General features: G+C 68.4%; 10 protein-coding genes and 1 riboswitch. Of the genes, 6 read left to right on the plus strand and 4 right to left on the minus strand.

Annotation, left to right across the window (positions count from 1 at the left end):
• Positions 1–16 precede the first annotated feature (16 nt).
• Together ACLBW1_RS01310 and ACLBW1_RS01315 are read right to left on the minus strand one after the other, a co-directional pair.
• On the minus strand, positions 17–2,182 hold the full coding sequence (locus ACLBW1_RS01310) for an MMPL family transporter (RefSeq protein WP_447809624.1): 2,166 nt from the start codon (positions 2,180–2,182) through the stop codon (positions 17–19).
• Between the two features lie 202 nt (positions 2,183–2,384).
• The gene (locus tag ACLBW1_RS01315; protein WP_447809626.1) at positions 2,385–3,080 is read right to left on the minus strand and encodes a phosphatase PAP2 family protein; all 696 of its coding nucleotides are present in this window, start codon (positions 3,078–3,080) and stop codon (positions 2,385–2,387) included.
• A 71-nt stretch (positions 3,081–3,151) separates the two neighbouring features.
• Between ACLBW1_RS01315 and ACLBW1_RS01320 the strand changes: the two genes are divergently transcribed.
• Positions 3,152–4,597: an ATP-binding protein gene (locus ACLBW1_RS01320; protein WP_447809627.1), complete on the plus strand. Its 1,446-nt coding sequence runs from the start codon at positions 3,152–3,154 to the stop codon at positions 4,595–4,597.
• On the opposite strand, the gene ACLBW1_RS01325 is transcribed toward ACLBW1_RS01320, so the two are convergent.
• Positions 4,573–5,247, minus strand: coding sequence for a response regulator transcription factor (locus ACLBW1_RS01325; RefSeq protein ID WP_447809628.1), 675 nt, complete (start codon positions 5,245–5,247; stop codon positions 4,573–4,575). The genes ACLBW1_RS01320 and ACLBW1_RS01325 overlap by 25 nt on opposite strands.
• Positions 5,248–5,321: 74 nt before the next feature.
• On the opposite strand from ACLBW1_RS01325, the gene ACLBW1_RS01330 reads away from it, so the two are divergent.
• Genes ACLBW1_RS01330 through ACLBW1_RS01345 form a run of 4 tightly spaced genes read left to right on the plus strand, consistent with a single transcriptional unit; the run spans position 5,322 to position 9,752 of the window.
• A complete protein-coding gene (locus ACLBW1_RS01330) occupies positions 5,322–5,792 on the plus strand; it encodes a DUF2231 domain-containing protein (protein WP_447809629.1) in 471 nt (156 codons plus the stop codon).
• Between the two features lie 30 nt (positions 5,793–5,822).
• A complete protein-coding gene (locus ACLBW1_RS01335) occupies positions 5,823–8,210 on the plus strand; it encodes an ATP-dependent DNA ligase (RefSeq protein WP_447809630.1) in 2,388 nt (795 codons plus the stop codon).
• A gap of 11 nt (positions 8,211–8,221) precedes the next feature.
• Complete coding sequence (locus ACLBW1_RS01340; RefSeq protein WP_447811096.1) at positions 8,222–8,965, plus strand: metallophosphoesterase; 744 nt, start codon at positions 8,222–8,224, stop codon at positions 8,963–8,965.
• A gap of 1 nt (position 8,966) precedes the next feature.
• A complete protein-coding gene (locus tag ACLBW1_RS01345) occupies positions 8,967–9,752 on the plus strand; it encodes an MBL fold metallo-hydrolase (RefSeq protein WP_447809631.1) in 786 nt (261 codons plus the stop codon).
• A 4-nt stretch (positions 9,753–9,756) separates the two neighbouring features.
• Here ACLBW1_RS01345 and ACLBW1_RS01350 read toward each other — a convergent pair whose 3' ends face one another.
• On the minus strand, positions 9,757–11,142 hold the full coding sequence (locus ACLBW1_RS01350; protein WP_447809632.1) for a DUF2252 domain-containing protein: 1,386 nt from the start codon (positions 11,140–11,142) through the stop codon (positions 9,757–9,759).
• Positions 11,143–11,280: 138 nt separating this feature from the next.
• A riboswitch (cobalamin riboswitch) is annotated at positions 11,281–11,428 on the plus strand.
• A gap of 193 nt (positions 11,429–11,621) precedes the next feature.
• Here ACLBW1_RS01350 and metE point away from each other — a divergent pair.
• Positions 11,622–13,889, plus strand: a complete 2,268-nt coding sequence (gene metE / locus ACLBW1_RS01355; RefSeq protein WP_447809633.1) for a 5-methyltetrahydropteroyltriglutamate--homocysteine S-methyltransferase — start codon at positions 11,622–11,624, stop codon at positions 13,887–13,889.
• Positions 13,890–14,012: the final 123 nt, after the last annotated feature.

Here is a 14,012-nt window from a genome sequence, read left to right on the forward strand (position 1 = left end):
GTCGTTCTCTGTGAGGTCAGTCGTGGGCGAAGCTGATGGACGGCAGGATTCGCCTCAGCCATGGGGGTGACCACCAGCCGGCGTGGCCGGTGAGCCGCAGCAGCACCGGCAGCAGGATCAGTCGGATGAGAACGGCGTCGAGTAGGACCGCCACTCCCAGGATGATGCCCATCTCCTTGGGCGGGAGCGGATCGGCGAGGGCAAAACTGAAGAACACGGCCACCATCACCGCGGCCGCCGCGAAGATGACCCGACCCGAGTGGGCCATCCCGTCGATCTGCGCCGTGTACGGGTCGCCGGACTTCTCGTAGTGCTCCTTGGCCGTGGCCAGGAGGAACACCGTGTAGTCCATCGCGATGGCGAAGATCATCGCGAAGAAGAACACCGGCCCCCACCCGTCGAGGAATCCCTGCGGGGTGAATCCCAGCAGCGACGCCCCGTGGCCATCCTGGAACACCAGCTTCGCGACACCGAACGCCGCGCCGGTCGAGAGCAGGCTGACCACCGTGCCCATCAGCGCGATGAGCGGCGCCTGCAGAGCGACGAGCAGCAGCAGGAATCCCATGATGAGGATGACGCCGACGATGATCGGCAGGTAGTCGTTCAGTGCGGTCTGCAGATCGAGGTTCTCCGCCGGCGCACCGCCGACCAGCGCGTCGGCCGGGAGCCGCTCGCGCAGGGTGTCGAGGATCGACCCCATCCGCGCGTCCGACGGATCCACGGTCGGGATCGCCTGCATCAGCGCATATCCCGAGCCGTCACGCGCGGCCTGGGGCGGGGTGACCATCGCGATCCCCGGGCTCGACGAGGCCGCGGTCGCAGCGGCCTGCGCGTCGGCGACCGGGGCGATGACCTGCAGCGCACCGGGAGCGCCCGGACCGAACTGCTCCTGGACCAGCGTGTACCCCTGGCGGACCGGGGCGTCCTCGGGGACCACCGAGATCGACGGCATCGCGACCTTGAGCCCGAACACCGGGAGCGCGAGCAGCACCAGGATTCCCAGGGAGACGACGGCGAACGGCCACGGGTGCTTGTGCAGCAGCGAGCCCCAGCGGTGGAACACCGGCGAGCGGTGCTCCTGCTTCTCGGCGTACGGCAGCGACATCGCGTTGACCTTCGACCCGAGGGCACCGAGCACGGTGGGCAGCAGGGTCAGCGTCGCGAGCAGGACGACAGTCACCGCCAGCATGATCCCGACCGCCATCGTGCGGACCGCGGGCGCGGGGACGAGCAGCACGGCTGACAGGCTCACCAGGACCGTGACCCCGGACAGGAGAACGGCTTTGCCCGCGGTGTCCATGGTGTCCACAACGGCTTGCCGTCGATCACCCCTCTGCTTCAGCGCATCCCGGAACCGGGAGACGACGAACAATGCGTAGTCGATACCGAGTGCGAGGGCGAACATCATCGCGAAGTTCATCGCCCACACCGAGATCGGCGTGACCTGGTTCAGCAGCACCAGACCGCCCGCTGACGCGACGAGACCCGCGATGGTCAGCAGCAGCGGCAGACCGGCCGCGACAAGGGAACCGAATGCCAACACCATGATCGCGAGGGTGACCGGCCACGAGAACAGCTCGGCTTTGATCATCGCGTCGTGGTTGGCCTCGTTGAAGTCCGCCCACAGCGCCGACGCGCCGGTCGGGTAGACCTCGATGCCGTTGCGAGACAGCGCGGTCAGTTCCGACTTGTGATCGTCGACAGCCTTGACCATCTCGTCGGTCGACGCGTTCGCGCCGGCGATGAGGATGCCGGTGTGGCCGTCGCGGCTGATCGTCATGCCGGGCTGCGGCGCGACGATCTCACCAAAGCGGGAGTCCGCCCCGAGCTCACGACCGATCTGCGTGAACACCGCCTGCATCGCCGGATCCGAGACGGTCGCGGTCTCGGAGTGGACGACGACCTGGACCGCCGAGGAGGCGTTCCCACCGAAGTGTTCCTGCGCGAGCTCGCGGACCGCGACGGACTCGGAGCCGTTCGCCTGCCATCCGGCGCCGGCGAGGGACGAGAACACCAACGGTGCGAAGGCGCCTAGGACGACGATCACGGCGATCCACATCCCGAAGACCCTGCGGCGGTGATCGACTCCCCATCCGCCGACGCGGCCGAGCAACCCCGGGCGCGCGGCCTCGGGGGGCTCGCCCGACCGACCGGGTGGCGCTGCGGTGTCTGTACTGGTCATCTCTTTCGTCCTGTCAGTCGCGGGAACAGCGATCCGGTCGTCCGTGCCCAACTGCGGTCGCTACGTGCCCGACTGCGGGGTCCGGGTTCGTGGCCCATTCCTCCGTATACACCCGGGGGTATCAACCGAGGCGTGCGTCGGCGCCAGTGGAGGCTGCGGATGCGTCAGTTGTATACCCATGGGGGTATACAAAGCAAGACGTCTACGAACCGGCGACGTCGGCGGCAACGGGGCCGCCGACCATCGATCGGATCCGGACGGGCAGGTGCGGGCGGATCGCCGTGAGGGTCATGTCGGTGAGCAGGGGCGCCGCGATCACCGCGGCGAGGGCGACGGCCATCGATGCGACGACGTCGGTGAGCCAGTGGACACCCAGATAGAGCCGGGACGCACCGACCGCAACGGAGATCGCCGTGGCCGTCGCGATGGCCGCGATGCGGGCGCGACGTCCGACGGTCACGGCCAGCGCGACCGCGAGGACCAGCGCGCAGGTTCCCGTGACATGACCCGACGGGAACGACATGGCCGCCTCCGGTGACCCCACCTGATCGACCGCCGGCGGACGAAGACGATCGACGGCCACCTTGAACACCTCGGCGAGCGCACCGGCCGATGCCACGGCGGCCACCACGAGTGCGCCCCGATCCAGCAGACGGTCGCGCCATATGAGCACGCCCGCGACCACGACGGCGGCGACGGCCACCCACGTCGGCGCGAACACGGCGCTGAGTGCGGACGCGAGGTGCGTCGCCCACGGCGTCCGGTGGTCGAGAGCCCATCGCAGCGTCGAGAAGTCGGCCCCGGCCGCCGGATCGTGGTGCACGGCGATCGCCAGACCGAGACCGAGGACGACGACCACCAGCACGAGGGGGATCACGGCGCGCACACGAGTGGACATGGTGGCCACCGTGCCCCATCCCCGCTGAGAGGACGCTGAAACCGGATGCGGCACCGGCCTACCCTGCTGAGATGCCCACCTTCACCCTCGCGCGGCTGCGCCCGGCGATGGCGAGTGTCCGCGTGCGCCTCACCGTCGTGGCGACCGTGCTGATGGCGATCGGACTGGCCGTGGCCGCCGCGATCATGCTGCTGATCCTGCACCGCTCCCTGCTGGACACCGCCGACGGCGCGACCCGCGCCCGCGCCACCGAGATCGCCGCGGCAATCCGCTCGGTGTCCCCGTCCCAGGTCGATCCCACCTTGCTGGCCCGGACCACGGGTATCGACCTCGTGCAGCTCATCGACGCCGGCGGCAGGGTCGTGGCGTCGTCGCCGGATGCCCGGGTGCCGCTCACCGATCCGGTGCCCGTGGGTCGCTCCGAGACACTCGACGACGCGCGGCTCCCCGCCGCCGGCAACGATGGCGACGCCGACGACGGGGCGAAGTTCCGCGCGACGGCACGTGCGGTGACGACCCCCGCGGGGACGGTGACGATCGTGGTGGGCGCGGCCGAGGGCCCCATCGACGATGTCCTGCTGACGGTGGCACTGTTGCTGGCCGCGGTGTTCCCCATCGTCCTGGTGCTCCTCGCGGCGACCACCTTCGTGCTCAGCGGCCGGACCCTCGCGCCGGTGGAACGCATCCGTTCGCAGGTCGCCGATCTCGGCGGTCGCGACCTCGGCCGCAGGATCCCCGTTCCCGAGACCCACGACGAGATCGCCCGTCTCGCCGACACCATGAACGCGATGCTCGAGCGCCTCGACACCGCACAGCAGAGGCAGGTGCAGTTCGTCGGAGACGCGTCGCATGAGCTGCGGAGTCCGCTCGTCACACTGCTGGGTCTGATGGAACTCTCTGCAGCCCACGACGAATCGATCGATCCGGAGACGGTGTCGGGAGTGCTGCTCCCGGAGACGCGACGCCTGCACGCCATGATCGACGATCTGCTGCTGTTGGCGCGTTCGGACGAACAGGGGTTGTCGGTGCGACACGACGACGTCGATCTCGACGATGTCGTCGACGCCGACCTCCGACGTCTGCGTGCCACAACCGATCTCGAGATCACCGGCGAGGTGGTCGCCGCCCGCGTCACCGGCGATCGCGACGGACTCGCCCGCGCACTGCGCAATCTCACCGACAACGCCGTGCGCCACGCACGCCTCGCCGTGCGGGTGTCGATGGCGCGCGCACCGTCGGGCGCGGTGCTCATCCACGTCGACGACGACGGTCCGGGCATCCCCGCTCCGGATCGCGGCCGGGTCGTCGAGCGGTTCGTCCGCCTCGACGACGCCCGTGCCCGCGGGGACCGTCACGGTAGCGGTCTCGGCCTGGCGATCGTCAGCGAGATCGTCGCCGCGCACGGCGGTGTGCTGACCCTCGACGAATCACCGCTGCGAGGGACCCGCGCGACGCTGTCGGTGCCGACCGCGGATCAGCAGCCGACGGGTGTTCACTCGACGGGGACGAGCCGGTAGCCCACACCGCGGACGGTCTCGATGGACGCGCAGCCGAACGGCCGGTCGATGCGGCGACGCAGGTAGCCGATGTAGACCTCCACCACGTTGTCGTCGCCGTCGAAGTGGTCGTCCCACACCGCGCGCAGGATCTGCGACTTGCTCACCGTCACACCGACGTTGCGCATCAGGAACTCCAGCACCGCGAACTCCCTCGGCGTGGGGGACAGCGTGGTCCCGCGCCGGGTCACGACGTGCGCGGCGGGATCGAGGGACAGGGACCCGGCGGTCAGCACCGCCGGACGCTCCGGTGCCCCGCGACGGATCAGGGCGCGCAGGCGTGCGACCAGGACCTCCACCGACACCGGCTTCACCAGGTAGTCGTCGGCACCCAGATCGAACGCGTCGATCTGATCGACATCGCCGTCCTTCGCCGTCAGCATCACCACGGGCGTCCACACGCCTTCGCGTCGCAGCGATCGAACGACCTCGTATCCGCTCATCCCCGGCATCATGATGTCGAGCACGATCGCATCGTGGTCGCCGTGCGTCGCCCGCAGGAGTCCGTCGAGGCCGTCGTGGGCGAGGTCGACCTTCCACCGCTGGGCGACGAGCGCACGTCGCAGCGTCTCGGCGGCGTTCCGGTCATCGTCGACGACGAGAACACGCATCGGGTGGCCACCTTCCCCAGGTGTGCCTCACCTGTCTCAGCGATCTCTCAACCGCGCTCTGCTTGCATGCCCGTATGGATTCCATCAACGGCATACCGGCGCACCCGCTCTTCGTCCATCTCGCGGTGGTCGCCATACCGTTGCTGGCGGTGCTCGGCATCCTCACCGTCGCGTGGCCGGCCGCGCGCCGCAAGCTGGGGATCATCGTCCCACTCGTGGGGCTCGTCGCGGTCGTGATCACGCCGCTGACCACCTCGGCCGGTGAGTCGTTGGAGAAGGCCACGCGGCCGAACCCGGTGCTCGAGCGTCACACCGAACTCGGTGACCAGATGATCTACTTCGTGGCCCCGCTCTTCGTCGCGGTGGTCCTCTACTGGGCGCTGCACAGCCCGCTGGTGATGGAGCGTCTGCCGTCCGCACCGGCCGGCGCGGTTCGTGTGGGTTCCATCGCCCTCGCCGTGGCCACGGTGGTGCTGGCCGTCGGCGCGATCATCTGGGTCTATCGGATCGGCGACACCGGCGCTGAGTCCGTCTGGCTCCGGTGACGGACTCCGCGGTGAGGGACACTGGGATGTATGGCGGACACGCTCGACGTCGACGGCAGGACCGTCGCGGTCACACACCTCGACAAGGTGCTCTACCCCGCCACCGGAACCCGTAAAGCCGAGGTCATCGACTACTACAACCGGGTGGCCGGGGTGATGCTCCCGCACCTCCTGCGTCGGCCCATCACGCGTAAACGTTGGCCCGACGGCGTCGAGTCGCCACCGTTCTTCGAGAAGAACCTGCCGACGAGTGCGCCGGGATGGCTCGAGCGGCGGGTCATCGAACACAGCGACCGCGACGCCGTCTATCCCGTCGCCACCTCGCGCGCCGACCTCGTGTGGTTCGGCCAGCAGGCCGCCCTCGAACTGCACGTGCCGCAGTGGACCTTCCCGCCCGGTTCCGATGCCCCCGTGGCCAAGCCCGACCGCCGGGCGAACCGTCTCGTTCTCGATCTCGACCCCGGTCCGGGTGTGACCCTCGCCCACTGCGCCGAGATCGCCCTGATGGTCCGTGATCTGCTGTCCGGCGCGGGTCTCGATTCCTATCCGGTGACCAGTGGCAGCAAGGGGATCCACGTCTATGCCCCGCTACCGGCGGCGGTGTCGAGCGACGGCGCACGCGCGGTGGCCAAACAGATCGCGACGTCGCTGGCCGCCGAACGTCCCGATGACGTGACGGCGGTGATGGCCAAGGCGGTACGTGCAGGCAAGGTGTTCATCGACTGGAGCCAGAACTCCAGTGCCAAGACCACTCTCGCGCCGTACTCCCTGCGCGGACGCGAGCAGCCCTGGGCCGCCGCACCACGTTTCTGGGACGAGCTGTCCGATCCCGACATCGCACAGCTCGACTTCCGCGAGGTGCTCGCGCGGGTCACCGAACACGGCGACATCCTCGGCGGCCTCGACGAGGCCATCGCACCTCTGACGGCCGTCGCACCGAGCGGCACCGGTGCCGCGCCCCCGGTGGTCAGTCTCAGCGAGTACCGGCGCAAACGGGACGAGTCGAGGACCCCCGAACCGTTCGGCGACGAATCACACCGTGCGGCAGCATCGTCGGAGGACATCGACGGTGCCGACGGCGTCGAGGTCGCCCAACCGGGCCTGCCCGTCTTCGTCATCCAGGAACACCACGCGCGACGACTGCACTACGACTTCCGATTAGAACGGAACGGCGTGCTGGTGTCGTGGGCGGTGCCGAAGAACCTCCCCACCGACAGCGACCAGAACCGTCTCGCCGTCCACACCGAAGACCACCCGATGGACTACGCCGATTTCGCCGGTGACATCCCGGCCGGGGAGTACGGCGGCGGGCACGTGGAGATCTGGGACCGCGGCACCTACGAGACCGAGAAGTGGCGCGACGACGAGGTGATCGTGCGCCTGCACGGGACGCGCATCCAGGGCCGCTACGCGCTGATCAAGACCGGCGAGAAGAACTGGCTCGCGCACCTCATGTCCGACGAACCGCGACCGATCGTCCCCGACAGCCTCCGCGACCCCCGTCCGATGCTGGCGACCGACGAGTCCATCGAATCGCTGACGCCCGACAGGTGGGCGTTCGAGGGCAAGTGGGACGGCTACCGGATCATTGCGCGCTATGTCGGTGGCGAACTGCGGTTGACCAGCCGCGCCGGGATCGACATGACCGCCGACTTCCCGCAGCTAAGCTCCCTCGCCGACGACCTCGGGTTGATCGACGCCGTCCTCGACGGCGAGGTGGTCGCTGTCGACTCCACCGGCAAGACCAACTTCACATTGCTCGCCAGCCGCGACTCCACGGCGGAACCGTTCACCCTGAAGTTGATGCTGTTCGACATCCTCTACCTCAACGGGTCCTCGCTACTGCGGATGACCTGGGAGCAGCGGCGCTCGCTGCTCGACGAGATCGCACCGGTCTTCGCCCACGACCCGGCCATCGAGGTGCCGCCACTGCTGAGCGGCACGGGCGCCGAGGCCATGGACCACAGCCGCGACAAGGGCTGGGAGGGCGTGATCGCCAAGCGGCGTGACTCGATCTACCAGCAGGGGCGCCGTTCTCGGACCTGGCTCAAACAGAAGAACTGGCGCGACATCGAGGTCGTCGTGGGCGGTTGGCGTCCCGGCAAGGGCAACCGCTCGAACACGATCGGTTCGCTGTTGGTGGGGCTGCCCGAGCACACCGGCTTGCGCTACATCGGTCGGGTCGGGACCGGGTTCACCGACAGACAACTCACCGCACTCGCCGAGGAACTGGCGCCGTTGCGACGCACGACCTCGCCGTTCGTGGAACGACTCGACCGGCCCGTGGAGCACGACGCGGTGTGGGTGTTGCCGAAAGTGGTGGCCGAGGTGCGGTTCATGGACTGGACCAGCACCGGCCATCTGCGGCATCCGAGCTGGCGGGGGATCCGCAGGGACAAACTTCCCGGCGATCTGTGATCATGAATCGCATGCTGACCGTCGCCCACATCAGCGACCTCCACTTCGGCGGGGAGTCCCGAGCACGCGCGCGGGTCGAGGCGGTGCTGTCCCACATCTCCGTTCGCGCCGACGGTATCGACGCGCTCGTCGTGACCGGGGACATCACCGAGGACGGCTCACCGGCGCAATACGAGGAGGCCGCGGCCGTGCTCCGCGGGGTCCCGTTGCCAACGATGCTGATGATCCCCGGCAACCACGACCGCCGCGACGAATTCGGCTTCGGTCTGTTCGGACGCCACACCCACGACATGCCGCTCAACCGCTCGGCGGTGATCGCCGGCGCGTTGTTCCTCATGTGCGACAGCACGATTCCCGGCCGCAACGACGGGTACCTCTCCGACGACACCCTCGCCTGGATGGACCGCGAGATCACGGCGGTGGGCACGGGCGTCCCGGTGATCGTGTGTTTCCACCATCCCCCGGTGGTGTTGGGGATGCCGTTCATGGACTCGATCCGACAGACCGGCGAGGAGCGGTTGCTGCGGCTCGTCGAGAAGCACCCCGGCATCGTCGGATTCCTCTGCGGGCACGCCCACACCGGAGCCGTCACCAGCTTCGCCGGGCGTCCGGTGTGCCTGGCACCGGGTGTCTCCTCGACCCTGAACCTCTCGTTCGAGGGGACCGACATCGTCGACGCCTCCCAGCCTCCGGGCCTCGCCTTCCACCAGCTCGACGGGTGGCGCCTCATCACCCATTTCCGCGCGGTGGTCTGACATGCGGGTCCACCACCTCAACTGCGGCACGATGCCCGTCCCCGGCGATTCACTGGTCTGCCACGTGCTGCTGGTCGAGACCGACAACGGACTCGTCCTCGTCGACTCCGGGTACGGCCTCGCCGACTGCGCCTCACCCGCACGACGGCTCGGGCCGTTGCGCCACGTGATCCGTCCCGTGCTCGACCCCGAGGAGACCGCGGCGCGGCAGATCCAGCGGCTCGGATACTCGACCGACGATGTGCGCCACATCGTGCTCACCCACTTCGACCTCGATCACGTCGGCGGGATCTCCGACTTCCCCGACGCGACGATCCACGCCACCGCCACCGAGGTCACCTCGGCCCAACGTCCGCGCACCACACTCGAACACGGCCGCTACCGTCGTCGACAGTGGGCGCACGGACCAGTCCTGGTCACCCACGAACCCGTTGGTGAGGCGTGGCGGGGATTCGACGCGGCGCGCGAACTCACCGACATCGCCCCCGGGATCGTCCTCGTCTCCCTGCCGGGACACACCCGTGGTCATGCCGCGGTCGCCGTCGACGCCGGCGATCGCTGGGTCCTGCACTGCGGGGATGCCTTCCACCATCGGGGCGCGATCGAGGACGAGACCTCGACGCCGTGGACGATGCGCGTCACCGAGACCGTGCTCGCGATGGACCGCACTCAGTTGCGCCGAAACCAGGAACGCATCGCCGAGCTCCGGCGTCGTGCCGATCCCGACCTGCTGATCGTCAACGCCCACGACCGCACCCTGTTCGACCGCGCGGTCGACTCGGCCTGACCGCTCAGATCGTCCCGTCGGTCGCCGCGGCGACGAACTGCGCGTGGTCGCGGTCGACCTGATCGGCGTAGGAGACCGCCCATCGGGCGACTGCGGTGTCGGCGGTCGCCTTCTTGCCGAGGTACCCGGCGATCTGCGCGAAAGCCGGACTCTGGCTGTGTGATCGGGCGAGCAGCCGCGCGCAGAGTTCGCTGTACCGGCGCAGCTCCCGCGCCTTCAGGTCGGTGGCGTCGATCGATCCCTTCATGTCGCGGAACTGCCGCCAGTAGAACGCGCCCTCACGCGATGCCGTCCACCCCAGGAACGGATCGGAGTTCGCCTGCAGCACATGGGCGCTGGCCACCACCCGGATCGCGTCGCGGGCATCGGTCGGCGTCTGCTCGGTCTCGGGTATCACCGAGCTGAGACCGCCGTTGGTCTCGAGCACCGACGGCGCGGCCTGCTTGAGCTGCAACACCATCGGCTCGCCCGAGGGGCCCTGCAGCAGCACGATCAGCGCGATGTTGCCGACCGAGCCGACACCCACCACACGTCGGGCGACGTCGACGATCTCGAACTGCGAGAGCAGCAACGCCACGTCGGTACGCACCGACGACAGGTAGTGATCGAAGATCTCGTCGACCCGTTGTCCGGCGAGCTCGATCCGCTCGGGGTGTTGCGAGGACAGCGGCACCACGATCGGTGGGTCCGGGGTGATGCGACGCCGACCGTCGGGGCCGATCTCGGTGATCTTGTCGACGATGGTGTCCGCCGTCCGGCGTCGCGCCTTGGCCAGTGCTGCGTCGATGACATCGGCCACCACGCCACCGGCGTTGTCGGCCAACACCTCTGCGTCGACCGAGGTGTAGTAGCGGTCGATCACCGACTGCGAACTCGCCGCCCGCAGTGCCCGGCGGTAGGCCTGCGCGACATCGGTGGCGAGCTCGGTCTGATCGTCGGTGTCGGCACCGTCGGCGCGGGCGCACAGCACCGCGCTGGTCACCAGTCGCTTGAGGTCCCATTCCCACGGACCGACACCGGATTCGTCGAAGTCGTTGAGATCGAACAGGATGCGGCGCTCGGGGCTGGCGTAGAAGCCGAAGTTGCCGATGTGGGCGTCGCCGCTGATCACCACGTCGATACCGGTCACCGGGATCGACGAGAGGTCGGTGGCCATGATGTCGGCGGTGGCGCGGAAGAAAGCGAACGGCGAGGAGCTCATCCGCGCGATCCGCAGCGGGATCAGCTCTGCGATACGGCCCTCGTGTTGCCTGCGCACGAGGTCGATGAGGTCGCGCTCCCCGGAAGGCGGCTCCGCCAACGTCGACCGTCCGCGGATGTCCCGCATCGCCTTGCCCAGCTCGAACGACTCGTCGTGGTCATGGCGCTCCAGGAACCGATGGAAAGGCATACCGCGATGCTATCGGGGGACGCGGGCGCGTACTGTCGCGATCGCAGCTGGTCTGCCGTACGAGTGACGCCCAGGAGCCCCTGAGTCGATCGTGCGGCATCGAGCGCGGTCACCACCATGCGGTGGCGGCCGAGCGAGAGGGAACCCGGTGAGAATCCGGGACTGTCCCGCAGCGGTGAGTGGGAACGACCGCCGACAAACAGCACTGGCGGGTCCGCGAGAGCGGGTCTGCTGGGAAGCGTCGGCCAGTAGGCCGCGAGTGTCACGCCCACGAGTCCGAAGACCTGCCATCTGTGCCGGGTGCGCCGCACCCGGCGGATCATCGCCTCGTGGACTGGGCGTGTGACCGCAAGAGCTGGAGCCGTGCCCCTGTGAGGGTCTCGGCTGTTCGCTGCATGCCATCTGGCAGGCGGCCGGCTCGTCGGTACCACGTTCCTTGGTGATGGCCATCCGCACGCACCGAAGGACTACGTATTCACATGAGTGGTACACCATTCACCGCAACAACTCTGGGCTCTGCCCGCATCGGGCCGAATCGTCAGCTGAAACGGGCCGTCGAATCGTACTGGGCCGGTCGCACCGACCAAGCCCAACTCCACGCCCTCGCCACCGATCTACGTCGATCCGGCCTGCGCACACTGCACGCCGCCGGCCTCGACTCGATCCCGGTGAACACCTTCTCGTTCTACGATCAGATGCTCGACACCGCAGCGCTTCTCGGCGCACTACCGCCGCGGGTCGCCGACATCGACGACGATCTGGACCGGTACTTCGCCGCGGCGCGCGGCACCGGAAAGATCGCCCCACTCGAGATGACGAAGTGGTTCGACACGAACTACCACTACCTCGTCCCGGAGATCTCGGCATCGACACGGTTCTCGCTGCACCCGGCGAAGGTGCTCGGCGAACTGGCCGAGGCACTGGCGCTGGGCATCCCTGCGCGTCCGGTCATCATCGGCCCGATCACCTTCCTGTTGCTGAGCAAGGGGGTGGACGGCAGCATCCCGGTCGGACGTCTCGACGAACTGATCCCGCTGTACCGCGAGCTGCTGTCGACGCTGCGCGAGGTGGGCGCCGAGTGGGTCCAGATCGACGAACCCGCGCTGGTCACCGATCTCCACCACGACCCGGCAGGGCTCGCCACGCAGGTGTACGGCGCACTGGGCAGCGCGACCGACCGGCCGGCGATCCTCCTCGCGAGCTACTTCGGTGAACTCCGCGAGGCGCTGCCGGCGCTGGCTGCCACCGACATCGAGGGGATCGCTGTCGATCTGGTGCGCGGCTCTGTTGATGCAGTGGCCTCGGTACCGGCACTGACCTCCAAGCTCCTGGTGGCGGGAATCGTCAACGGCCGCAACATCTGGCGCAACGACCTCTCGGCGTCGCTCGCGACCCTGGCCACGCTCTTGGGTTCGGCCGCCTCGGTGGCGGTGTCGACGTCGTGCTCGACACTGCACGTCCCCTACAGCCTCGAATCGGAGACCGGGCTCGACGACACCCTCCGGAGTTGGCTGGCGTTCGGCGAGGAGAAGGTTGTCGAGGTGGTCACCCTGGCCACCGCGCTACGCGACGGACGCGAATCCGTCAGCACGACACTGGATGACTGCACACGAGCGTTGGAGGCTCGTCGCTCCGATGCCCGTGTGCACGACGACGCTGTGCGACAGCAGGTGAAGGCCACGGTCGATGCAGGAATCGCCCGCGGACCGGCGGCGCACCGACGAACCGCTCAGGACGACAGGCTCGAGTTGCCCGTGGTCCCCACGACCACGATCGGTTCGTACCCGCAGACGTCCGCGATCCGTCAGGCACGGGCAGCGCTGCGCGCGAACGAGATCGGCGTCGACGAGTACGAGACGCGGATGCGCGAGGAGGTCGCGAGCGTCATCGCATTGCAGGAGGATCTCGGACTCGACGTCCTGGTACACGGTGAACCCGAACGCAACGACATGGTGCAGTACTTTGCCGAGCAGCTCGACGGCTTCTTCGCCACCGACAACGGGTGGGTGCAGTCCTACGGCACCCGGTGTGTGCGGCCGCCTGTCCTCTACGGCGACGTCCGCAGGCGGCATCCGATGACGGTGGCGTGGATCGATTACGCCCAGTCGCTCACCGATCGGCCGGTGAAGGGCATGTTGACGGGGCCGGTCACCATCCTTGCGTGGTCGTTCGTCCGCGACGATCAACCGTTGTCGGACAGCGCGAATCAGATCGCGCTGGCGATCCGGGACGAGACCGTAGACCTCGAGGCGGCGGGTGTCGGAATCATCCAGGTCGACGAGCCCGCGCTGCGGGAGCTGCTTCCTCTGCGTGCCGCGGACCAACCCACGTACCTGCGCTGGGCGGTAGATGCGTTCCGTCTGTCGACATCGGGCGTGGCCGACTCGACACAGATCCACACCCACCTCTGCTACTCGGAGTTCGGCACGGTGATCGGTGCGATCTCCGACCTCGATGCCGATGTCACCTCCATCGAGGCTGCACGGTCGCACATGGAGGTTCTCGGCGACCTGAACGCCATCGGGTACGCGAACAGTGTGGGCCCGGGTGTCTACGACATCCATTCGCCCCGTGTTCCCGAGGTCGGTGAGATCGTGGCGTCGCTGCGCGCGGCGCTGGAAGCCGTTCCTGCGGAGCGGCTCTGGATCAATCCGGATTGCGGACTGAAGACCCGCTCGACCGACGAGGTGGAGGCGTCGTTGCGCAATCTGGTCACTGCGGCACACATCGTGCGCGCCGACTTGTGACGCACTGAGGTGGTCGGGTGGGATCGGGGGGTCTCGATCCCACCCGACCTGCCCACGCCCGGGGGTGGCGGGGCATGTCAGTGGGTCCAGTCGTCAGCTGGTCCAGGTGTCGGCGGGGTCGAG

The organism is Williamsia sp. M5A3_1d (genome assembly GCF_053345315.1).